Raw genomic sequence first — 21,030 nt, 5'->3', positions numbered from 1 at the left:
AGGTACCTACCGCGCCGGAAGCAACCAGAACTACCAAACGGGTCCGGTCGCTATTCCGTTGCTACAGAACGAAATTCGATGACCATCATCGCCTTGGGCAGACTCCTAAAGCGGGTGTCAGCAACTTGATTCTGCAGGCGCACATGCAGGTTCGGGTTGCTTCGCCTGACCCCTGGCGTTCAGCCTCCGACGCCCGCCACCTATGGCGTCGTGGAACCATCCGCCCGTGCGGGGCGCCCCCGCATTCCGACCAACAACGCCGCGGTGGCAGGTCCGAGCAGGGGGAACCAGCGTGAGAACGAGGAGAAGGAGCACCATCTCCAGCCCTGTAATCCGGCTTGCGCGCAAACCCCAGAACACCGCGCCGACACCGAGCAGCCACGCGAGACCTGCGAGCAGTTCGAGAGTTGAGAGTGCCATTCGACGTGTCTCCTCTCAGGGACCCCACGTCGCTTCAACGCCCCTGCCGTTCACGCGCATACCCTGATCGCTGGTGTCCGTCCAGAAGTTCAGCTTGGTGAGGGTCCACGTTGCCACACAGGTGCCCTTCCCACCGCCCACATAGTGGTTGACCTGCACCGACATCGAGCGCAGCGGCACGCGGTTGGAGTACGACGCCGAACAGTAGTGGTCATACAGGACGACCCCCGCACCCGTGACGTAGTAATAGTCGAGTCGAGTCGTGGCGTACGCGATTCCAAAGATTGTCCACGTTCGTGAGTACCAGGACTGGACCTGGTACGTCGTCGTCGCCGCGGTGGGCATTGCTCGAACCGGAGTCCTGGCGGTGTCGCGAGTCTCGACGAGGTCGATCGCGCTTGAGACGGCCTTGGCCTGTCCCACAGTGGCGAACCCGCGCTGGACTCGTGGGTCGGCCAGGAGGGTCAGAGTGGCACGCTGTTGGGCCGGCGCCAACGCCCGCCACCTCAGTAGCTCGCTTTGGGTCAGCCGGTCGACGAACACTGACGAGTTGATCGTCGGACCTTCGTTGGCCGCCTCGGATCGTGCTGCCCCACCCAACATGATCGCCACTGAAACTGCGGTCGCGGCTGCCAGGTTCCGCGTCAGCATTGCATATATGTTCCGCAGGTTTTCGGTGTCCATGCCAGCCACCGTGTCGCCGCCGTTGGGTGAAGCACAAGGGACTATTCAGAACTCGAATAGCCCGTTGTCAGATTGCGTTCCGGTGCGCTACGCGGCCCCGAGCGCACCCCACCGCGCGCCACGCACGACAACGAGCGGGCCTCCAAACCAGACCCCGCCTCCTGTCACCACGATCGTGAGAACATGCGCGCGTGCAGCCTGACCTCCTCGCCGAACTCGCCCAAGACATCGACCGCACCTGCCGACTGGGCGGCAGCTTCACCCTCCGGTCCGGCCAGACCGCCACTGAGTACTTCGACAAGTACCTCTTCGAGTCCGACCCCCAGCTCCTTCGCCGCGTCGCGGAGGCCATGCAGCCACTCGTGCCGATCGACACCGACCTCCTCGGCGGACTGGAGCTTGGTGGCATCCCGCTGGCAACGATGCTCAGCAGTCTCACCGGCATACCGGCGCTGTTCGTCCGGAAGAAGGCCAAGGAGTACGGGACCCGGCGCCTCGCCGAGGGAGCCGACATCGCAGCGCGTCGTATCACCCTCGTCGAAGACATCGTGACGACCGGCGGTGCGGTCCGAGACGCCACCCGCGCCCTCCGGGCAGCCGGCGCCATCGTCGAAACGGCCATCTGCGCGATCGACCGCAGCCCCACTCCCGGCATGGCCTTGAGCGACATCGGGCTCACCACGTTGCCGCTGCTCACCAGGGACGACCTCGACCGGGCGCAGGGCCGACCGGACCGATCATGACGTCGACCAGATTGACGGTGCTCGTTCCGCCGCCACCACGGTCACTTCGGCGGTAACCTCGCAACTGTAGGCCCACCCGAGACCCCGATGGGCACCCTCCGTGACCCTCGGGCGCCGTCTCCAGTTGAGCCAACGCTCCGCGGTGTTCCCAGCACGATTGCACCTGGAGTTGCTGTGCATCCTCGGCCCCCTGAAGACCTGCTCGCCCTCGACGGATCGGCATCCGCGTGGTGCGGCGGCGGCGCGCTCCCCATGCTCGGTCCGATCCTCGACGCGACCGAACAGCTCGCGCCCGGAGGCCATGTGGGTATCTGCGTGGTGAACAGCGACGACACCTACACAACCCTGGATGGGACCGATGCCCTGGTGTTCGTGCTCGACGACCTGCAGTACGTCCTCGACGAAGGCCCCGGCATCACCGCCATGCGGGAGGGACGCACCGTGATCGTGGGCGATGCCGAGAGCGAGCACCGGTGGCCGAGGTTCATGTCCCTAGCTGCCGCCCTGGGCCTGCGTTCGCACTTGGGGGTGCCGATCTCCGTCGAGGGCAGGACCCTGGGCGGCCTCAACCTGTATTCGACGGTGCACGCATCCGTCGATGCCCGCCGGTTGGCCCACGCAAAGCTCATGGCCGCCCGGGCGGCCACCGCCCTGGCGCAGGCCCACCGGGAGAACGACCTGCTGCAGTCGCTCCAGTCGAGCAGGACCATCGGGAAGGCCATCGGGTTGGTGATGGAACAGCTCAACCTCGACGACCACGAAGCATTCGTGCACCTGACCACGCTGTCTCAGCGGTCGAACGTCACTCTCCGTGAGACCGCGGCACACCTGGTCAAGCAGTCGAACGACCTGCGGCACATGACCAAGGGACACACGGGCGGCGACAAGAAGCGCGCGACCGTTCTCACGCTGGTCCCTCGCCCGGGCCCCACGGACGGCCGGGAATGATCCCGTCGACCTCTCCTTGGGCTACGTCGCACGCGACAAAGATTCTCTCGAAGGTCCCCTCGTGGCGACATACAGCAGCGCCGCCAGGGGTCCGACGAATGCAACCACGGTGAGAGCGCCGAGGAGGACCACGGCCCGGGCCCGATGAACGCGCCGCGTGAGAACGGCCCACACGACAGCGCCCGCGCCAACAAGCCAAGCAAGGGCAGCTAGGAGCTCAAGGCCCGAGAAGTGCACAGGCCCCTACCTTCTGGACGTCAGATGACTCCGCGACGGTCACCGTCAATCACCTCCGGTGGTCGCGGTGCTCGGCGCTCAAGAACACTTGGGACGGATCATCAAACGGGTGCTGTTTCGAACGCGCATCCTCACCCCATGGCTGACGTAAGTGACCTCGACCGCATCGATCGTCGCCAGCCCCTGTGCGTTGATGTGGACGACAAGGTTGGCCCACTCATGGGGATCGACTCGGGTCGGGACCGGTCTCTTCGCGGCGAATCCGGGTGTCATGCCAGCGCTTGGTGGCCATCCTGACGACACGCCAATCAGCATCTTGTCGATGATCGGTGCCAGGTAAACCCCACTCATGGAGGCGTGGTCCGGATTGACCAAGCTCACGTCGGTGACCTCAATGGCGGCATCGGTGGAATTGTTGACCGCGTCCTGCGCGAACGTGTAGTCGCCCGAGCGTGTGGCCGGGACGCACACAGTGCCTTGATCCCCGCCGAGACGCAGGGCGCCGTCGTGCGGTGCTGCGACGCCCTCATCGCCTGAACATCCCACCGCGCAGACGAGGATCGTGCCGATCCCGACCAAGGCCTCGGCGCTAGACCTGCGCAACGAGCCTCCCTGGACTTGCGCCCGGGTAGCCGTTCGTCCCGCACAGATGGCGCGTGGCCGTAAAGCGGAATACCAGCTTGAGCGTGCTCGAGTAGCCACTTTGGCTTGACAGGTCGATCCCGATGGATCCTGAGGTATCAGCGCCCGTGGAGAACGTGTATGCCATAGAGGTCTGCTGCGTGACGGTCACGCCACTCCCATAGGACAAGCAGTACGGGACGCTCGGTGCGGTACTGGGCGAGTATGTGGATGCGCCGCCGGCCCAGTACCTCGCTCGCACCTGGTACTGCTTGTAGCCGGGGTAGATGTCGCACGAGTACCCGTACTTGCCGTAGACGAACTGGGTGTAGTCGTGCTGGAAACCGTAGTTCGTCGGGTAGTCGATCGACCCAGTCGACGCGATCGACATCGTGCCAGATGCGGAGTAGCTGCCATAGGCGCCAGTGGTCGACACCCCGACGCCCAAACTGCTGGACGCGCCGCTGGAGTACTGAAGATCGGCCGACACCCCAGTGGCTCGGACGTACGTCCCACCCACCCACACGGTCTTCGGGCCGAGATCGCTCACCAAGATCCACGAGCACACGACGATTGAAGGCGAAGCCACGTTCGCGCTCCCACCGGTCCCGTTCACAAACGGGTCCGTAGAAGGAAGGGGCAGCACCCACTTTTTGGGCTCTTCGGCACCCGGGTCGCCCAGCTCGGTAGCTGGGTCGCCGCCCCTTCCCGCAGCGGCGGGCACCGTGGCGCCTGGAGATGAGTTCGCCGCAACAGTCTGGTCCGGGGTGTCGAGCGTCAGATCGGAGATCGCCACCGGCTCCAGGGCCGGACCTTCGGCGGACAAGGCTCCGCTCTCGGCGGTCTTGTCGGCGACAGGGGCCACTGGCGCCAACCCAAAGCTCATGCTGGCGGTGTGTCCGCTGGCGTCGCGAGCAATCAGAAGAAGGTTGACGTTGCCCCCTGGGCCGCGGAATGGGGTCAAGCTCGCACGCTTCACCGCGGCGGCATACCGTCCTTGGTGGTCGGCGCGAACCTGTCCGACCATTGTGAGGGTGCCCGAATCGCCTTGGTTGAAATGATGTTCCGCTGTCTCGACTGGCTGGGCGTACACGTCAACAAGTGCACCTGCCGCCGGTCGACCGTCAGCCTGGAGCAGCCTGCCTTTCGCCATGCCCTGGCTCCCGACCACTGCCGGGGTTGCGGATGCGTTCCCTGATGCCATGACAGGAATGAGCGCCAGTGCGGCCGCGGCTGCAACGATCCGCCGCAGATTGTTCCTTTTCATGCCGGTTCCTCCCCGTCCCACATTTGAATGCCTTCAAATGCCCCTCGATTGCTGGCACGTTCCCTGCGCCCCACAGCGGGCACGCATTTCTCGAACCTCTTGGGCAGCAGCACGAGACTGACCGTGATCCGTGGTTGAGCGGAAGGGGGTATTCGGAACTCGAATACCCCCTTGTGCGCGACGAGGACGAGCGGTATGGGGACGAGCCTGCCGCGCCCGGGGTGGGCTCGGGGCGGTCTAGACAGGCGAGCCTGACGACGCGCGATGGCACCGCATACCCCGTCGTGGAGGTCGGCTCTGGAGGCGACCCCTGACACGCGCCAGCCCGCGCCCCAGCACAGCAAAGCGGCGCCCGGTCTGCCCACCGAGGCGCCGCTCCTCCCTGCTCGCGCTCGTCTCAGCCCCTAGGAGCAGGTCACGCTCATCTTGTCGAAGCTGACCACGGGCGCTCCCGGGTTGGCGGCGTTGAACGCCACGTGCGCAACCTCGTGACCCACCTCGAGGTGCGTCACGCCGGAGGAGTCCACGGCGCTGAGCGTGAACGTCGCGGTGAACGTGTTGTTGCTGTTCTTGTTGTTCACGTTGAAGTTGCCCCAGACCGTGACCCGACCACTGAACAACAGTCCCGTCGACGGCTGCACAAACGAGCCCCGGCCCTCGGTCGTGAAGGTGCCCCACGCCTCGTCCCCACCCGGGAAGTAGGTCACGTGCATGACCGAGTTCCCGGTGATCGTCGGGCTGATCAGCTCACCCGTGCAGAAGTCCTGGTCACCGGTCTCCGTCCAGGTGCCGTGCTGTGTCTGCGTCATCGTGACGGTGTGCCCGGTCCCACCCGCCGCGGCGCCAGCCGGAGCCATCTGCGCGGCTGCCAGCGCCGAACAGACGGCGATCACGCCAATGAGTCCACGTACCTTGCGCTTGCCCACCATGAAAACCACTTCCTGACCCACTGTTTCAGTGCCCCTTCACGCGCCATGCGTGCGAGAACACCTCACACCCGCTCCCGCACGCAGAGATCCACCAAAAGGGTTACTGCGGGCGGGCCAGCTCAGACCTCCACCGTCAGACGCACGCTGACGACGTCGCCCAGCTCCAGCCGCTCGGCCCTCTGCGCGGCCACCCGCACCGGCACGACATACGCCCCGTCCTTGGGAAACAAGGAGGTCTTCCAGCGCGTCTGTCCGATCTGCGCGGTCACCGGGATCATCCCCCAGCCGTAGCTCACGCGCGACGCCACCGCCTCCAGCGCACCGCACTCGTCGTCGGGCACCGTGATGAAGTGCCACGGCGACGGGCCCTTCCAGAACCAGATCTCCCCGGTGAACTCCAGGTCCATCGAGTCAGGATAGGGCCCGCCCCAGGGCCGATCAGGTGAAGCTGGACGGCGACGCGCTCGAGCTCGGAGCCGGCGCCGGGGCCGTCCCGCGCTGCGGCAGGTTCTTGGCCTCGTCGCCAGCGTGCAGCTTGTCGATCTGCTTGGCGTTGGACTGCGCGACGCTGAACTTCACGACGTCCCCGACCTTGAGGTCGGACAGCTTCGCCTCGCCGTTCTTGTCGATGTCGCTGCTGCTGGTCACCGCGTACTGCGTGGTGCCCTGGGCGGTCTTGATGGTGACGCTGGCGGATCCCACCGCGGTGACCGTGCCGGTCAGGCCGAGGTCGAAGCCACCCGGGCCGCCGCCGTGGTGCTCCTGGGCCCACGGCGTCCCGTCGGCCCCGTTGCCGCCGGGGTGCGGGTCCTGCGCCGAGGAGCCCCTGGAGCTGGTGGGGGTGGGCGTCGGCGTGGTGTTGGCTGCCTGGGCGCTCAGGGTCGTGGCGAGGACTCCGCCAGCCAGCAGTCCTGCTGCGACGTATCCCACCTTCGCGAGTCGTGAATCAAGGGGCATGACATTGGTCTCCGGATCTGGAAGCCGTGACACGGAGTTGTCACAGGCAAGCAGACTCCGCCCCGGGACTATGCCGGGACTGTCATCGACCTAGGACTTTGCTTTGAATCTCGATCTCGCGCGGCCCTCACAGCGACTTGAAGAACGAGTACTCGAAATCACCCAGCGAGATCGTGGCGATCAGCTGGCTTCCGTGCGGCGACGCCGGACAAACCACGCGGTATGCCGTGGGGTCGCCGGCCTTCTCGACCGTCGCCGGGCACGGGACCGCGAGCTCCATGGTCGGCCCGATCCGGAACCGGGTATCGGCAGGCGCCGTGACGCGCAGCACCCGGTTGCCTCCCAGCGAGCGCCGACTCACGATCGTGATCGACTCCGGCCCCAACGTGGGTGACGTCGTCGTGCTGCTGGGCGTGGACAGGGTCGTCGGCGCGGCCGACATCGAGGCGTGAGCCACGCTGCCGGCTGTCGCGCAGCCGGCGAGAGTCGCGAGGCCCGCGCACAGCGCGAGCCCCAGTGCCCCCGACGTCGGGAGGGTCACGAGACGAGATTCCACGCGCGCAAGACTGGCGACGCGGTACGGCCCAGGGCAAGGAGGTATTCAGAACTCGAATACCTCTTGCGCGGAAGCAGCGGTGTGACGAAGGGTCCTTGCTAGCCTCGCGCCGTGGGGGTCCATGAGCTCGATCGCACGCAGGCTCGGCGCATCGCCGTCCGCGCCCAGCTGCTCGATGCTCCGCGTCCCACGGACCTGCTCGCGGTGGTGCAGCAGCTGACCCTCCTGCAGATCGACCCGACGGCGGCGATCGCGCCGAGCGCCGACCTGGTGGCCTGGAGCCGTCTCGGCTCGTCCTACCACCCCTCCCACCTGCAGCGCGCGCTCGAGCAGGACCGGACACTGTTCGAGCACGACGCGATGATTCGTCCGATGAGCGACCTGCCGCTGCACCTGGCGGGCGCCTCGGACTGGCCGCACCACGAACGGTCCCGAGCCTGGTTCCAGGCCAACGACTCGTTCCGACGCGATGTCCTCGAACTGCTCAGGGCCTCCGGGCCGTTGCTCTCGCGCGACATCGCCGACACGAGCGTCGTGCCGTGGCCTTCGTCCGGATGGACCAACAACCGGAACGTCACCCAGATGCTCGAGTACCTCATGCTGCGCGGCGAGATCGCCATCGCCGGCCGTCGTGGGCGCCAGCGCGTCTGGAACCTGGCCGAGCGTGTCTACCCCGCCGGCATACCCGTCCTGTCTGTCGAGGAGGCGCAGCACCTGCGCAACGAGCGACGTCTGGCTGCCCTCGGCATCGCCCGGGCCAGGAGCGCCGTCCAGCCGGGCGAGCCTGCCGACGTCGGCGAGGCGGGAGTGCCGGCCACCGTGGAAGGTGTCGCCGGGACCTGGCGGGTGGACCCGGGGGCGCTCGCCCAGCTCGACCAACCGTTCATCGGGCGCACCGCACTGCTATCACCCTTTGACCGGTTGGTGCACGACCGGGTGCGGGCCCTCGCCCTGTTCGACTTCGAGTACACGCTCGAGATGTACAAGCCGAAGGCGCAACGGCGGTGGGGGTACTTCGCGCTGCCCGTGGTCCACGGCGACAGGCTCATCGGGAAGGTCGATGCCACCGCCGACCGCAAGAACGGCACCCTGGTGGTGCACGCGGTCCACGAGGACGTCGCGTTCGACGCAGCAATGAGGCGGGGCCTGCAGCACGAACTCGACGACCTCGCCGACTGGCTCGGGCTGGCCCTTCACGGATACCCGCGCTGACCGTCTGCGCCCTCTCGAAAGGGTATCGTCCCTGCTCAGCGGGCTCTCAGGCATGAAATGATGGAGTTTGGGCACAGTGCGGATAACCCCGACCAAAGAACCTATGAGGAGGACAGCGTGAGCGGCATGAAGTCGTTGTGGGCATCGGTGCAGGGTGACCCGGTCTTCATGCGGAAGGTGAACGGCTGGCTCGCCATCTTCTGGATCGTCATGATCCCGATCTCGATGGTGATGGGCTGGCTCAACTCCGTCGTCTACGTGTCGGCGTTGTCCCTCTGGGCCCTCGTGTCCGGTCACTGGTCCGCCTGGCAGGCCGCCCGCGTCGAGGTCAAGCAGCAGGAGGACGCGGCGAAGGTCGAGCAGGAGGACCTCCCCGAGCAAGTCGTCGAGAAGATCGTGGAGAAGACCGACATCCAGCCGGAACCGGCGGGCTGACCGCTCACGCCGCCTGACCGTTCAGGCGGGACGGCCTCGCCCCGCCCGTTCAGCGCGGGCAGCGGCCACCTTGGCGTCCCGTTCGCGTTGCAGCCTGGCGAGCGGGTCGTCTCCCTCGCCGAGCTGCGCCGGTCCGTACATCTGCATGATCATCCGCTTGAGCCGGTACATGAGCCGGTAACCCAGCGACAGCCCTTCGCGATCAGCCTTGCCCACGGCATACTCCAATTAGTTAGTGGACTAATGTTTCGTCTACTAAAGATAGTCCCGATCACCGTAGAATCGAAATCGTGCCGAAGACTCCGACCGCGACGCCCGACCTGCTCAAGCTCGACCGCCAGGTCTGCTTCGCCCTTGCCGTCGCCTCCCGCAACGTCATCGGCCTCTACCGCCCGCTGCTCGAGCCGATGGGCCTGACCCATCCGCAGTACCTCGTGATGCTCGCCCTGTGGGAGGAGGCCCCGCTCACGGTGTCCGAGCTCTCGCGCCGACTCAGCCTCGAGCCGGCCACGCTCTCACCGCTGCTCAAGCGTCTCGAGGCCAGCGGCATGGTCACCCGCGACCGCAACCCGCACGACGACCGGGCGCTCGCCGTGTCACTGACCACCAAAGGGGTCCGGGCGCGGGCCCAGGCCGAGCGCATCCCGCCCGCCATCATGGCGCGGCTCGACCTCGGCCTCGGCGAGCTCGAGGAGCTGCGGGACACCCTGACCCGCCTCATCGACGCCACCCGCTGACAGGCCGAGCCGTTGCCGGGGTGTCGGCTGCCCGCAAGACTGTCGGCCATGAGCCAGTGGTTTCGCGAGTCCGTGGTCTACCAGATCTACCCCCGCAGCTTCCAGGACACCAACGGCGACGGCATCGGCGACCTCCCGGGAATCATCAGCCGCCTCGACTACCTCGAGCAGCTCGGCATCGATGTCCTGTGGCTGTCGCCGATCTACACCAGCCCGCAAGACGACAACGGCTACGACATCAGCGACTACCAGGACATCGACCCCACGTTCGGCACCCTTGCCGACGTGGACGAGCTGATCGAGCAGGCGCACGCCCGCGGCATACGCATCGTCATGGACCTCGTCGTGAACCACACGTCCGACGAGCACCCATGGTTCGTGGAATCCCGCTCCAGCAAAGACAATCCGAAGCGGGACTGGTACTGGTGGCGCCCCGCGCGCGACGGCATGGAGGCCGGCACCCACGGGGCCGAGCCGACGAACTGGGAGTCCCACTTCAGCGGGTCTGCGTGGGAGCTCGACGACGCCACCGGCGAGTACTACCTCCACCTGTTCAGCCGCAAGCAGCCCGACCTCAACTGGGAGAACCCCCAGGTGCGCCAGGCCATCTACGCGATGATGCGGTGGTGGCTCGACCGCGGGATCGACGGCTTCCGCATGGACGTCATCAACATGATCTCCAAGGACACGTCGTTGCCCGACGGGCACCTCACGCACGGCGGCCTCTACGGCGACGGCAACCCGTTCTTCCTGTGCGGCCCCCGGATCCATGAGTTCCTCCAGGAGATGCACGGCGAGGTCTTCGCGGGGCGCACCGAGCAGCTGCTCACCGTCGGCGAGATGCCCGGCGTGACCGTCGACGAGGCGGTGCTGTTCACCGATCCCGAGCGACACGAGCTCGACATGGTCTTCCAGTTCGAGCACGTCGGCCTCGACCATGGCGCCCACAAGTGGGACCGCGTGCCGCTGGACCTGCGCGACCTCAAGGCCAGCATGGCGCGCTGGCAGAACGGTCTCGCCGAACGCGGCTGGAACTCGCTCTACTGGAACAACCACGACCAGCCGCGTGCCGTCTCGCGCTTCGCCACCGACGACCCGAAGTACCGGGTGGCCGCCGCCAAGCTGCTGGGCACCGTGCTGCACCTGCACCGTGGCACGCCCTACGTCTACCAGGGCGAGGAGCTCGGCATGACCAACGTGCCGTTCCCCGACGAGAACGCCTTCCTCGACATCGAGTCGGTCAACTACTACGAAGCGGCGATGGCGGCCGGGCTCGACTCCGACACCGTGCTCGGGGCGCTGCGCGTCGGCAGTCGCGACAACGCCCGCTCCCCCATGCAGTGGGACAGCAGCGCGCACGCCGGCTTCACCGAGGGCTCACCGTGGGCCCCCCTCAACCCCAACTACCCGGACATCAACGCAGCGGCGGCCGTCGCCGACGACGACTCGGTGTTCCACCACTACCGCCGGGTCATCGCGCTGCGCCACACCGAGCCCGCGATCGCGCACGGCGACTTCCACATGCTCGCCCCGGACCACCCCGCCTTGTACGCGTACACCCGCTCGCACGAGGGCACGGACGTGCTCGTCGTCGCCAACTTCTCCGGCGACGAGCTCGACCTGGGCGGGTGCCTCGAGGACCTCTACAGCTGGACCGGCGCCGAGCTCCTGCTCGGCAACCTGGCGACCGCCGAGTCGGCCACGGCTCCGCTGCGCCCCTGGGAGGCCCGCATCCTCAAGCGGTGACCGCAGGTGGCCGGAAGTCTGCCTATGCCGTGGCGTCGCGGAGTGCGGCCAGCACCTTGGCGTCGATGCCGTCCGGGCTCAGTCGCGTCTCGTAGTTCTCCGCCGAAGCCCACGCGGCGAGCGCCTCGGCCACAGCCCCGTCGTCGTACCCCAGCCCGGCGAGGCGAGCGCCCACCTCGGAGGCCAGCACGCCGACCAACGGCTGTACCTGCTCGGGCGCGCCGAACATGAGGTCGTTGAGCCGCAGCAGCCGGGCCAGCTCACGAGGTGCGTCCGGGTGGTCGTCCACGCGCACGTCGGCGAGCACCCCGCACGCGTCGTACCCCGCGCCGGGCTGCACGGCATACAGCGCGGCGCCCTGCCGACCGCGGGAGTCGCCGCCGGCCTCGTCGCCGGCGAGCAGCGCGGCACACAGGCGGTCGCTGAGCGAGGCACCGGCGGACCCCAGCCAGGCCCGCTCCATCGCCTCCACCACCTCTGGCCCGGTGAGGATATTGCCCTGGATAGCGTAGCCGCCGCTGGCTTCGCGCCCGGACACCCCGCCGGCCCACGACAGGCACTGCGGGCCGGTGTAGGTCGCTTGCGAGTCGACGCCGACCACGCCGAGCTGCCGGTGGTCCCGGTCACCGTCGGGGCCCGTGCAGGCCGCGACCGCATCGGCCGCGGACACGCCCTCACCGAGCGCCGTCAGCGCGACGTCGCGATAGGACACCCGCGCCATCGCCTGCGTGGCGACCGCGCCGACCCCCAGGCGCGCGGCGGGCACGACGGCACCCACGAACGGGAACTTGCTGGCGACGGCCACGCCGAACGCCTCGCCGACCTGACCCACGATGGACAACGTCACACGCCGACGCTAGCCGCTCACCAGTCCGTGTCACGACAGGAGTCGCCGGTACTCGGCTCGACCTGCAGCGTGGCGTGCGCGATGGCATGGCGTTCGCGCAGCAGGGTCTGGCCGTCGCTGAGGATCCGCTCGACGTCTGCCCCGGCGACGGACACGAGGTGGACCGTGGCGACGTTCATGCCCGAGGTGAGGGTCCAGACGTGCAGGTCGTGCACGTCTGCCACGCCACCGATCCCCGCGAGATCCGCTGTCACGCGGGCGGGCTCGAGACCCTCAGGCACGTGCTGGCCCAGCACGGCGAGCACCTGTCGGCCCAGCATCACGGCCCGGACCGCGACGAACACCCCGATCGCCACCGCGACCACGGTGTCCCAGACCGGCCTGCCGGTCACGCGGATCAGCAGCGCGGCCACGATGACGCCGACCGATCCTGCGGCATCGGCCACGACCTCGAGGTAGGCGCCACGGACGTTGAGGCTGTCCTGCGCACCACCGCGCAGCAGCACGATCGCGACGACGTTGACCACGAGCCCAAGCGCGCCCACGAGCAGCAGCGGGCGGCCCGGCACCACGACCGGCTCGCCGATGCGGCGCACCGCCTCGACCACGACGTATGCCGATACGCCGACCATGAGGAGCACGGCCAGGGCGCTCGCGAACACCTCGGCGCGGTACGACCCGTAGGTGCGCCGGCCGGTCGTGTCGCGTCGGGAGGCGACCCGCGTCGCGACCAGGGCTGCGCTCAGCCCGACCACGTCGGCGGCCATGTGGCCCGCGTCCGACAGGAGGGCGAGCGAGGACGAGGCGAGGGCGACCACGAGCTCGATGAGGAAGAACGCCCCGACGAGCCCGACGGTCACAGCCAGCCGCCAACGGTGCCGCGCCCCGGCGTGATGATCGTGGCCAGCACCCATCACTCGATCCTAGGCGGTGGGGCTCGGAGGCTTACGGTTGGTCCGTGGCCATCATCGACGCCGTTCTGGGCGACATCACGACCCAGTCGCTCGACGCCATCGTCAACGCGGCCAACTCCTCCCTGCTCGGTGGCGGAGGGGTCGACGGAGCGATCCACGCCGCGGCCGGCCCAGCACTGCTCGAGGAGTGCCGGCGCCTGCGCGAGACGACGCACCGGTCGGGCCTGGGAGTCGGCGACGCGGTCGTCACGGGCGCGGGCAACCTCCCGGCGCGCTGGGTCATCCACACCGTGGGCCCGAACCGGCACATCGGGCAGACCGACCCTGCCCTGCTGGCCTCGTGTTTCAGCCGCAGCCTCGCCGTCGCACGCGAGGTCGGGGCGCAGAGCCTCGCGTTCCCGGCGGTGAGCGCCGGCATCTACGGGTGGGACTCTGCGCAGGTCGCGCGGATCGCCGTCGAGACGGTCCGGACCGAGCTCGACGAGCACGGCGCTCCGGAGCTGGTCCGCTTCGTGCTGTTCAGCCGGGCGGCCCTGGCCGACTTCGAGGCGGCCCTGGCGACCCCAGCTGACGCGGGCTAAGCGCCCTGGCTCATCGCCTCGTGCTCGCCTGCACCCGCCTCGATCAGCTGACCGATGACCTCGGCGGTGTGGGCGCCCTGCAGCGCGACGCGGCGGTTGGCCATGAAGAACGGGACGCCGGTGATGCCGACCTCGGTCGCGGCGGCCTCGTCGGCCCGCACCTGATCGGCGTAGTCGGTGCCGGCCAGGACCGCTGACAGCCGTCGTCCGTCCAGGCCGGCCTCGGCGCCCAGCCGCTGCAGGGTCTCGATGTCGTCGACTGCCTTGCCCTCGGCGAAGTAGGCGGCGTACAGCCGCTCGAGAACCGCCGCCTGCAGGGCGTGGCCACCCTGGGCCAGCCCGAGCGCGATGATCCGGTGCGCGTCGAAGGAGTTGGCCCGCAGCTGGCGATCGACGTCGATCTCGATGCCGTCGGGACGGCCCATCGTGGCCGGGCGCTCGGCGATCTCGCGGGCCCCGTCGAGGTCGGTCTGGTAGCGCTCCGCCAGCCACTGCAGGATCGTCGTGCCGTCACTGTGTGGGGTGCCACGGTCCAGCTCGTAGGCGTGGTACGTCACGGTGACCTCGGCAGGGTGGGCGCTCTCGGCGATGGCCTGTTCGAGACGTCGCTTCCCGATGTAGCACCACGGGCAGACCACGTCCGCCCAGACATCGATCTCGACTGCGGTCATGCCTCCATACAAGCACGAACGCCGGTGGGCGGCGCGGGGCGCCCACCCGCCGGGCCACGGGCGCGCACGCGCCGAGCCACGCGGCATACCCCTGCTGTCGCTCGGCGACACAGACGCGCAGGCCCCCACCCGCCGAGCGGGAGGGGGCCTGCGTGCGTGGCTCCGCGGGGGGCCGTGGGTCAGGGGCGGCCGTAGGTGGCGCTGGACGACCAGATCGGGTGCAGGCCCACCGTCGTACCGGAGTGCGGGCTGTCCCACATCATGCCGTTGCCGGCGTAGATGCCCACGTGGTAGGCGGGCGACCCGAAGAACACGAGGTCACCGGGCTGGGGGTTCGACACCGGGGTCGCGGCCGCCTGCTGCTCGGAAGCCGTCCGGGGCAGCGAGATGCCGACCTGGCGGAAGACGTATGCCGTGTAGCCCGAGCAGTCGAAGCCGGCCGGGGTGGTGCCGCCGTACATGTACGGGACGCCCTGGTACTGGGCGGCGATGCCGAGGATGCCGCCGGTGGCGGGCTTCGCGGCGATCAGCGGCACTCGCGCCATCGACCGGCTGGCCACCGGCGCAGTGCGCGTGACGGGGGCCGGAGCAGGAGCGGGGGCGGGCTTCGGCTTGGCAGTGGCCTGGAAGCCGATGAGGCCGAACGCGCCAGCGGCCTGGGGCGCGGCGGCCTGGGGGGGCCTGCACAGCGGCCGGAGCCGAGAGCGTGGGGACCTTCTCCGTGCCCTGGGAGGCAGTTGCTGCGGACGCCGGCAGGGCGAACGAGGCCACGAGACCGCCAGACGCGGCAATGACGGCAGAGGTCTTGACAGCAGGCTGGGCGGATTTCGCCACGATGCCGCTGATCTCGGAAACGGGGTTGTAACGGCCAGGCGCGCGATGGCGGCCAGCAGTGTGAGAAGCCACGATGATTGAACCTCCAGCGCCTACGAGGTGAGCTGTCGGGTTCGGGTGGAGGTAGTTCACCCGGCCTTCACGTCTGAACACCCGTCCTAGCGGGCTCGCGCGTGAGGGCTTCACCCCGAGGACCTTCCGAGGAAGGCCCAAAAGTGGGTCCCCCGCTCCTGTCAAGCGGTCTTGCTGAGGACTCGGGCGTGGTGACAGGACTAGGCAGTCCACATCGAGCCAATCTCTCCCAGGGGAGGAAAGATCTCCGCGAGACTACACAGAGCGGCCACCAATGTCACATTGCGGTCACGGCGCGTCCAAGAGCCTGCCAAGGTAAACCCACAGAAACGCCACGGAACCCAGACAAAATGGCAGCCGAGAGGGCCGCCACGTCAGACGAGGGCTCCGAAGACGTGCTGAGCCACGTCGTCGGGAAGCGACACCGCGGTCGAGTCGGGAGCGTTCTCGCGGACCGCGACCACCCGGCCGTCTGCGCGGTGCACGCGCACCCGCTCGCCCGGCAGCAGGCGCGCCATCGTCAGCAGGCTGAGCGCCTCGTGGTCGACCTGGACCGGCTCACCGATGCGCCGCACGAGGACCGTCTCGGGGTGGTCGGTGGCGAGCTCGGTGAGCGTGCGCAGGCCGGAGCGGAAGTCCTCGGTGGGCTCATCCTCGCCGAGCTCGTCGAGCCCGGGGATCGGGTTGCCGTAGGGCGAGTCGTGGTGGTCCTTGAGCATCGCGAGGATCTTGCGCTCGACGCGCTCGGACATGACGTGCTCCCACCGGCACGCCTCGTCGTGGACGTACTCCCACTCCAGGCCGATGACATCGACGAGCAGGCGCTCGGCGAGGCGGTGCTTGCGCATCACCCGGGTCGCCAGCAGGCGCCCGTGGACGGACAGCTCGAGGTGCCGGTCGCCGGCGAGGCTGAGCAGACCGTCGCGCTCCATGCGCGCGACCGTCTGCGACACGGTCGGGCCCGAGTGCCCCAGCCGCTCGGCGATGCGCGCGCGAAGCGGTGGAATCCCCCTCTTCCTCGAGCTCGAAGATGGTCTTGAGGTACATCTCCGTGGTGTCGATCAGGTCCGTCACAGCACCAAGCCTCTCACCTGCGGGCGTCAGGCCCTCATCACCGGTCGTTCTGCCTCTTCGCGCGTCGGCTACGTTCGGGTCCATGAGCTTCGTGGTGCCCGCGCGCTTCTGCGGCCCTCCCGAGTCGGGCAACGGCGGCTGGGTGAGCGGACACGCCGCCTCCCTGCTGTCCCCGGGGCCCGGCGAGGCCGTCACCGTGCGGCTGCGGACGCCTCCGCCGCTCGACCGAGAGCTGGCCGTGGATCGGCTCGACGGGTCCCTGCGCGTTCTCGACGGTGACCGCCTGGTCCTCGAGGCGAGCATCGGCGCGGCGCCCGACCCCCGCGGCATACCGGCTCCGGTGTCCTTCGCGGACGCACAGGCGGCCGGCGAGCGGTACGAGGGCCTGGTCGCGCACCCGTTCCCCACGTGCTACTCGTGCGGCACCGCTCGTGAACCCGGCGACGCGTTGCGGCTGCAGCCCGGGCCGGTCGACGGCGGCCTCTACGCATGCGCGTGGGTTCCCGCTCCGGACGTGGGCCCCGAGACCGTGTGGGCCGCCCTGGACTGCCCGGGCGGGTGGGCCTCGGGCATCGCCGGGCGCCCGATGGTCCTCGGCACGATGACCGCCACTGTCCACACGGCACCGGTGCCGGGCGAGCCGTACGTGATCATGGCGTGGCAGCGCGGCTCGCAGGGCCGCAAGCACCTGAGCGGAACCGCCGTGTATGCCGCCGACGGCGACCGGCCGGCCCAGCTCCTCGGCCACGCCGAGGCGACCTGGATCGCGGTGGACCCCGACACCGTCCGACCCCTGGGAGAGAACGCATGAGCAGGCTGGCAGTGGTGACCGGAGCGAGCAGTGGCATCGGCGCGGAGACGGCGCGACAACTCGCCGCGGCCGGCTACGAGGTGGTCTGCGCGGCACGGCGCTCCGACCGCATCGACGCGGTGGCCGCGGAGATCGGCGGGCGAGCCGTCCCCTGCGACGTCACCAGCGCCGACGACGTCGCCCGGCTCGCCAGCGCCGTGGGCGGCCGGCTCGACGTGCTCGTCAACAACGCCGGCGGCGCGCTGGGACTGGCACCCGCCGCCGCGACCGACGTGGCCGACTGGCGCGGGATGTACGAGTCGAACGTCATGGGGACCCTGCAGGTGACGCAGGCGCTGCTGCCGGCCCTGGTGGCCTCGGGCGCGGGCACCATCGTCAACGTCGGCTCGATCGCCGGTCACGTGGCCTACGAGGGCGGCTCGGGCTACGTCGCTGCCAAGCACGCCGTCGCCGCGCTCACCGCGACGTTGCGGCTCGAGCTCGTCGACCAACCCGTCAGGGTCGAGGAGATCGCCCCGGGCATGGTGCGCACCGAGGAGTTCGCGCTGACCAGGTTCGCGGGCGACCAGGAGCGCGCCGACGCGGTCTACGCCGGGGTGTCCGAGCCATTGGTGGCACAGGACATCGCCGAGGCGATCGTGTGGATGGTGCAGCGTCCCGCGCACGTCAACATCGACCTGCTCGTCATCAAGCCGCGCGTCCAGGCGGCTCCCCACAAGGTGCACCGCGAAAGCTGATCGCGATAAGACGTTGCAGGAGCCGACGCCGCCGTTTACCTTCGAGCTACACGGAAGGGAGGTGGTCCAAGAAGTGATTTCTCATTGGACGCGTGAGGTGACTGCGCGCTAGCGCACCTCGACTGCTCGAGGTGACGCCACCGGCGCAATCCCCAGCAGTTCACCGCAGCCCGCGGGTCGTGCAGGTCGTCCCCTGCCCACGCCACGCCGCTCGAGTTCGGCACGGCAGGCCCGCGGGCTGTTCCACGCCCTGGGGAGTCAGGGACGCAACGCCAGCGCCGACGCCGCGAGCGCCTCGATCCGGGCCCAGTCCCCTTGGGCGACAGCATCTTTCGGGGTCAGCCAGGACCCGCCGACGCAGCCGACATTGGGCAGGGCGAGCCAGTCGGCGGCAGTCTCCGGGGTGATTCCGCCGGTCGGGCAGAACCGCAGCTGCGGGCACGGTCCACTCACGGCGGACAGGTACTGCCGTCCGCCGCTGGCCTCGGCCGGGAAGAACTTCATCGCCTCGAGACCGGCCTCGGCCAGGGTGAGCATCTCGGTGAGCGTGCCCGCGCCGGCCAGCAGCGGCAGCCCACTGTCGAGGGCTGCCTGCAGGAGCCGCGGCGGCGACCCCGGCGTGACGATGAACTGCGCGCCGGCATCGACCACCTGCCGGACCTGCTCCGGCGTCACCACCGTGCCGGCCCCGACGACCATGCCCTCCACCTCGGACGCGACCGCCTCGATGGCGCCCAGCCCCGCCGCACTGCGCAGCGTGAGCTCGATGACCGGTATGCCGCCGCGCAGCAGGGCCCGGGCGAGCGGCACCGCCTGCTCGACGGAGTCGACGACGACCACCGGGATGACCGGGGCGAGGGCGAGGATGTCGGCCTCGCTGCGCAGGGCTGGGGTGGCAGTGGTTGCAGTCGTTCCGGTGGTTTGCAGGGTCATCGGACGTCTTCCTCCTGGGGCACGGACTTCAGGTAGTCGGGTTCGGCATCGCCACCACCGTGGACGCCAGAGGCAAAGGCGCGCCCCATGGTGGCGAACACGTGGGCGCCCTCGTCGGCACGGCCGACGGCGGTGCGCATCGAGGCGAACAGCTCGCGACCGGTGCCGACACCGTCCTCGGTGACTCGTTGCGCGGGCACGCGGGCGGCGAACTGGGCCTCGTCGACGAGTACGTCGAGACGGCCGGTCAGCGAGTCCACCCGGACGATGTCGCCGTCGTGGATCTTCGAGATCGGACCGGCGTGGACCGACTCCGGGGTCACGTGGATCGCGGCGGGGATGGCGCCCGAGGCACCGCTCATGCGTCCGTCGGTGACCAGCGCCACGGCATACCCCCGCTTCTGGAGGACGCCGAGGGACGGGGTGAGCGCGTGCAGCTCGGGCATGCCGTTGGCGCTCGGGCCCTGCTCGCGGATCACGACGACCACGTCCCGGTCGAGCTCGCGCCTCGAGAACGCCTGGAGGAACCCCACCTGGTCGGTGAAGACGCGCGCGGGGGCCTCGATGACGCGGTCCTTCTCGCTCACGGCAGACACCTTGATGACCGCGTGGCCCAGCGTGCCGCGCAGCATCCGCAGGCCACCGTCGGCCGCGAACGGCTCGGTTGCCGGGCGCAGGACGGCCGGGTCGCCGGACTCCGCGGCGATGTCGACGAACTCGAGCACGCCGTCGACCAGGGTTGGGCGCTGGGTGTATCGGCGCAGGCCCGGGCCCGCGAGCGTCAGGACGTCCTCGTGCAGCAGGCCGGAGTCGAGCAGGGTCCGGATGAGGAAGGGCGTGCCACCGGCCTGATGGAAGTGGTTCACGTCGGCCGGCCCGTTGGGGTAGATGCGAGCGACCGACGGGACGGCCGCCGACAGGTCGTCGAAGTCCTCCCAGGTGAGGTCGACGCCCGCAGCCGCCGCCATCGCGATCAGGTGCATCGTGTGGTTGGTCGAGCCCCCGGTGGCGAGCAGGGCGACGACCCCGTTGACCACGGACTTCTCGTCGACGACCTGGCCGATGCCGTAGGGCGCCGCAGAGCCCGCGATCTCAGCCACCCGACGGGTGGTGGCCGCGGTCAGGGCCTCGCGCACCGGGTCGTCGGGGTGGACGAACGCGGCGCCCGGCAGGTGCAGCCCCATGACGTCCATGAGCATCTGGTTGGAGTTCGCCGTGCCGTAGAACGTGCACGTGCCCGGCGAATGGTAGGACGCGACCTCGCTCGCGAGGAGGTCGTCGCGACCGACCTCGCCCGCGGCATACGCCTTGCGGGTCTCGGCCTTCTCGGCGTTGGACCGCCCGCTGGCCATGGGTCCTGCCGGCACGAGGGCTGCCGGCAGGTGGCCGAACGACAGCGCACCCGCGACCAGGCCCGGCACGATCTTGTCGCAGACCCCCAGCATCAGGACACCGTCGAACACGTCGTGCGACAGCGCGATCGCCGTCGACATGGCGATGACGTCGCGGCTGAACAGGCTGAGCTCCATGCCAGCGCGACCTTGGGTGATGCCGTCGCACATCGCCGGCACTCCGCCCGCGACCCGCGCGACCGCACCGACCTCACGGGCGGTCTGCTTCATCGCCGCGGGGTAGTGCTCGAACGGTGCGTGCGCCGAGAGCATGTCGTTGTAGGACGTGACGATGCCGAGGCTGATGCCAGTGTCGGCGGCCATCACGACGCGGTCCGACCCGCCACACGCGGCCACCGCGTGGGCGAGGTTGGAGCAGCCGAGGTCGGTGCGCGCGGGGCGCAGGCTGAGTTCGGAGGCGGCTCGGGATAACCGCTCGAGGTATGCCGTGCGGCTCGCTCGGCTGCGCTCGGTGAGGCGTGCAGTGACGTGGGCAACGACAGGGTGGACGGCGGGCGCCATGGGGCTCCTGGATCAAGCGGCGGTCAGGGAGGTGGACCGCGCGAACGGCGACGATGGCGCGCGCGTTGTGATTCCGTTCACAAGTGTGGCGACGTCTCAGCTCTCGGCAACCGCCATCCCGCCATACGGACCGGTAGGGTCCGCGACGCGA

The 21,030-nt window shown here is 69.2% G+C and carries 23 protein-coding genes, 1 pseudogene and 1 riboswitch; of the genes and pseudogenes, 9 read left to right on the top strand and 15 right to left on the bottom strand.

Translation table 11 applies throughout. The annotated features are described in order from the left end of the window. Window positions 1-435: 435 nt before the first annotated feature. The gene (locus GKE56_RS15400; protein ID WP_154685289.1) at window positions 436-1,104 is read right to left on the bottom strand and encodes a hypothetical protein; all 669 of its coding nucleotides are present in this window, start codon (window positions 1,102-1,104) and stop codon (window positions 436-438) included. 191 nt (window positions 1,105-1,295) lie between these two features. Between GKE56_RS15400 and pyrE the strand changes: the two genes are divergently transcribed. Together pyrE and GKE56_RS15390 are read left to right on the top strand one after the other, a co-directional pair. Then, window positions 1,296-1,847, top strand: a complete 552-nt coding sequence (gene pyrE / locus GKE56_RS15395) for an orotate phosphoribosyltransferase (RefSeq protein WP_230209018.1) — start codon at window positions 1,296-1,298, stop codon at window positions 1,845-1,847. Window positions 1,848-2,021: 174 nt separating this feature from the next. Then, window positions 2,022-2,795 carry a GAF and ANTAR domain-containing protein gene (locus GKE56_RS15390; protein ID WP_195908163.1) on the top strand — a complete coding sequence of 258 codons (774 nt, stop codon included), beginning with the start codon at window positions 2,022-2,024 and terminating at the stop codon, window positions 2,793-2,795. A gap of 315 nt (window positions 2,796-3,110) precedes the next feature. On the opposite strand, the gene GKE56_RS15385 is transcribed toward GKE56_RS15390, so the two are convergent. The 6 genes from GKE56_RS15385 to GKE56_RS15360 form a co-directional block, all read right to left on the bottom strand. After that, window positions 3,111-3,611, bottom strand: a complete 501-nt coding sequence (locus GKE56_RS15385; RefSeq protein ID WP_154685287.1) for a hypothetical protein — start codon at window positions 3,609-3,611, stop codon at window positions 3,111-3,113. 10 nt (window positions 3,612-3,621) lie between these two features. After that, window positions 3,622-4,920 carry a hypothetical protein gene (locus tag GKE56_RS15380; RefSeq protein ID WP_154685286.1) on the bottom strand — a complete coding sequence of 433 codons (1,299 nt, stop codon included), beginning with the start codon at window positions 4,918-4,920 and terminating at the stop codon, window positions 3,622-3,624. A gap of 404 nt (window positions 4,921-5,324) precedes the next feature. Then, the gene (locus GKE56_RS15375) at window positions 5,325-5,813 is read right to left on the bottom strand and encodes a hypothetical protein (RefSeq protein ID WP_154685285.1); all 489 of its coding nucleotides are present in this window, start codon (window positions 5,811-5,813) and stop codon (window positions 5,325-5,327) included. A 155-nt stretch (window positions 5,814-5,968) separates the two neighbouring features. Continuing rightward, complete coding sequence (locus GKE56_RS15370; RefSeq protein WP_154685284.1) at window positions 5,969-6,256, bottom strand: DUF1905 domain-containing protein; 288 nt, start codon at window positions 6,254-6,256, stop codon at window positions 5,969-5,971. A gap of 31 nt (window positions 6,257-6,287) precedes the next feature. Beyond that, the gene (locus GKE56_RS15365; protein ID WP_154685283.1) at window positions 6,288-6,806 is read right to left on the bottom strand and encodes a hypothetical protein; all 519 of its coding nucleotides are present in this window, start codon (window positions 6,804-6,806) and stop codon (window positions 6,288-6,290) included. Window positions 6,807-6,933: 127 nt separating this feature from the next. Next, window positions 6,934-7,362: a hypothetical protein gene (locus tag GKE56_RS15360; RefSeq protein ID WP_154685282.1), complete on the bottom strand. Its 429-nt coding sequence runs from the start codon at window positions 7,360-7,362 to the stop codon at window positions 6,934-6,936. A 111-nt stretch (window positions 7,363-7,473) separates the two neighbouring features. Here GKE56_RS15360 and GKE56_RS15355 point away from each other — a divergent pair, with 111 nt between their 5' ends. Next, on the top strand, window positions 7,474-8,574 hold the full coding sequence (locus GKE56_RS15355) for a DNA glycosylase AlkZ-like family protein (protein WP_154685281.1): 1,101 nt from the start codon (window positions 7,474-7,476) through the stop codon (window positions 8,572-8,574). Window positions 8,575-8,691: 117 nt separating this feature from the next. Further along, on the top strand, window positions 8,692-9,009 hold the full coding sequence (locus tag GKE56_RS15350) for a hypothetical protein (RefSeq protein WP_154685280.1): 318 nt from the start codon (window positions 8,692-8,694) through the stop codon (window positions 9,007-9,009). A 21-nt stretch (window positions 9,010-9,030) separates the two neighbouring features. Here the strand turns inward: GKE56_RS15350 and GKE56_RS15345 are convergent, their stop codons facing one another. Further along, a complete protein-coding gene (locus tag GKE56_RS15345) occupies window positions 9,031-9,237 on the bottom strand; it encodes a hypothetical protein (protein WP_154685279.1) in 207 nt (68 codons plus the stop codon). Window positions 9,238-9,299: 62 nt separating this feature from the next. On the opposite strand from GKE56_RS15345, the gene GKE56_RS15340 reads away from it, so the two are divergent. Continuing rightward, window positions 9,300-9,746, top strand: a complete 447-nt coding sequence (locus tag GKE56_RS15340) for a MarR family winged helix-turn-helix transcriptional regulator (protein ID WP_230209017.1) — start codon at window positions 9,300-9,302, stop codon at window positions 9,744-9,746. A 48-nt stretch (window positions 9,747-9,794) separates the two neighbouring features. Beyond that, window positions 9,795-11,492, top strand: a complete 1,698-nt coding sequence (locus GKE56_RS15335) for an alpha-glucosidase (protein ID WP_154685278.1) — start codon at window positions 9,795-9,797, stop codon at window positions 11,490-11,492. Window positions 11,493-11,514: 22 nt separating this feature from the next. Here GKE56_RS15335 and GKE56_RS15330 read toward each other — a convergent pair whose 3' ends face one another. After that, window positions 11,515-12,339 (bottom strand): DUF1028 domain-containing protein, encoded by an 825-nt coding sequence (locus GKE56_RS15330; RefSeq protein ID WP_154685277.1) that lies wholly within the window; start codon window positions 12,337-12,339, stop codon window positions 11,515-11,517. Between the two features lie 17 nt (window positions 12,340-12,356). Beyond that, window positions 12,357-13,253 (bottom strand): cation diffusion facilitator family transporter, encoded by an 897-nt coding sequence (locus GKE56_RS15325; RefSeq protein WP_154685276.1) that lies wholly within the window; start codon window positions 13,251-13,253, stop codon window positions 12,357-12,359. Window positions 13,254-13,297: 44 nt separating this feature from the next. On the opposite strand from GKE56_RS15325, the gene GKE56_RS15320 reads away from it, so the two are divergent. Further along, window positions 13,298-13,834, top strand: coding sequence for an O-acetyl-ADP-ribose deacetylase (locus GKE56_RS15320; protein ID WP_154685275.1), 537 nt, complete (start codon window positions 13,298-13,300; stop codon window positions 13,832-13,834). Here the strand turns inward: GKE56_RS15320 and GKE56_RS15315 are convergent. The 3 genes and pseudogenes from GKE56_RS15315 to GKE56_RS15305 form a co-directional block, all read right to left on the bottom strand. Next, the gene (locus GKE56_RS15315; protein WP_195908162.1) at window positions 13,831-14,505 is read right to left on the bottom strand and encodes a DsbA family oxidoreductase; all 675 of its coding nucleotides are present in this window, start codon (window positions 14,503-14,505) and stop codon (window positions 13,831-13,833) included. The genes GKE56_RS15320 and GKE56_RS15315 overlap by 4 nt on opposite strands. A 179-nt stretch (window positions 14,506-14,684) precedes the next feature. Beyond that, window positions 14,685-15,065, bottom strand: coding sequence for a C40 family peptidase (locus GKE56_RS15310; protein ID WP_230209016.1), 381 nt, complete (start codon window positions 15,063-15,065; stop codon window positions 14,685-14,687). A gap of 348 nt (window positions 15,066-15,413) precedes the next feature. After that, a riboswitch (cyclic di-AMP (ydaO/yuaA leader) is annotated at window positions 15,414-15,610 on the bottom strand. A gap of 175 nt (window positions 15,611-15,785) precedes the next feature. Then, a pseudogene (locus GKE56_RS15305) lies at window positions 15,786-16,485 on the bottom strand (metal-dependent transcriptional regulator). An 82-nt stretch (window positions 16,486-16,567) separates the two neighbouring features. Here GKE56_RS15305 and GKE56_RS15300 point away from each other — a divergent pair. Both GKE56_RS15300 and GKE56_RS15295 read left to right on the top strand, forming a co-directional pair. After that, complete coding sequence (locus GKE56_RS15300; protein WP_154685273.1) at window positions 16,568-17,296, top strand: hypothetical protein; 729 nt, start codon at window positions 16,568-16,570, stop codon at window positions 17,294-17,296. Next, a complete protein-coding gene (locus GKE56_RS15295; RefSeq protein ID WP_154685272.1) occupies window positions 17,293-18,033 on the top strand; it encodes an SDR family NAD(P)-dependent oxidoreductase in 741 nt (246 codons plus the stop codon). The genes GKE56_RS15300 and GKE56_RS15295 overlap by 4 nt, the downstream gene beginning before the upstream one ends. 258 nt (window positions 18,034-18,291) lie before the next feature. Here GKE56_RS15295 and eda read toward each other — a convergent pair whose 3' ends face one another. Continuing rightward, window positions 18,292-18,966 (bottom strand): bifunctional 4-hydroxy-2-oxoglutarate aldolase/2-dehydro-3-deoxy-phosphogluconate aldolase, encoded by a 675-nt coding sequence (gene eda, locus GKE56_RS15290; RefSeq protein ID WP_154685271.1) that lies wholly within the window; start codon window positions 18,964-18,966, stop codon window positions 18,292-18,294. Then, window positions 18,963-20,879 carry a phosphogluconate dehydratase gene (gene edd, locus GKE56_RS15285; RefSeq protein ID WP_154685270.1) on the bottom strand — a complete coding sequence of 639 codons (1,917 nt, stop codon included), beginning with the start codon at window positions 20,877-20,879 and terminating at the stop codon, window positions 18,963-18,965. The genes eda and edd overlap by 4 nt, the downstream gene beginning before the upstream one ends. Between the last annotated feature and the right edge of the window lie 151 nt (window positions 20,880-21,030).

This window comes from Nostocoides sp. HKS02, from assembly GCF_009707485.1.
Taxonomy (GTDB): Bacteria; Actinomycetota; Actinomycetes; order Actinomycetales; family Dermatophilaceae; genus Pedococcus.
The sequence above is the reverse complement of the archived record's forward strand: the minus strand, read 5'-3'. Positions and strand labels throughout refer to the sequence as shown.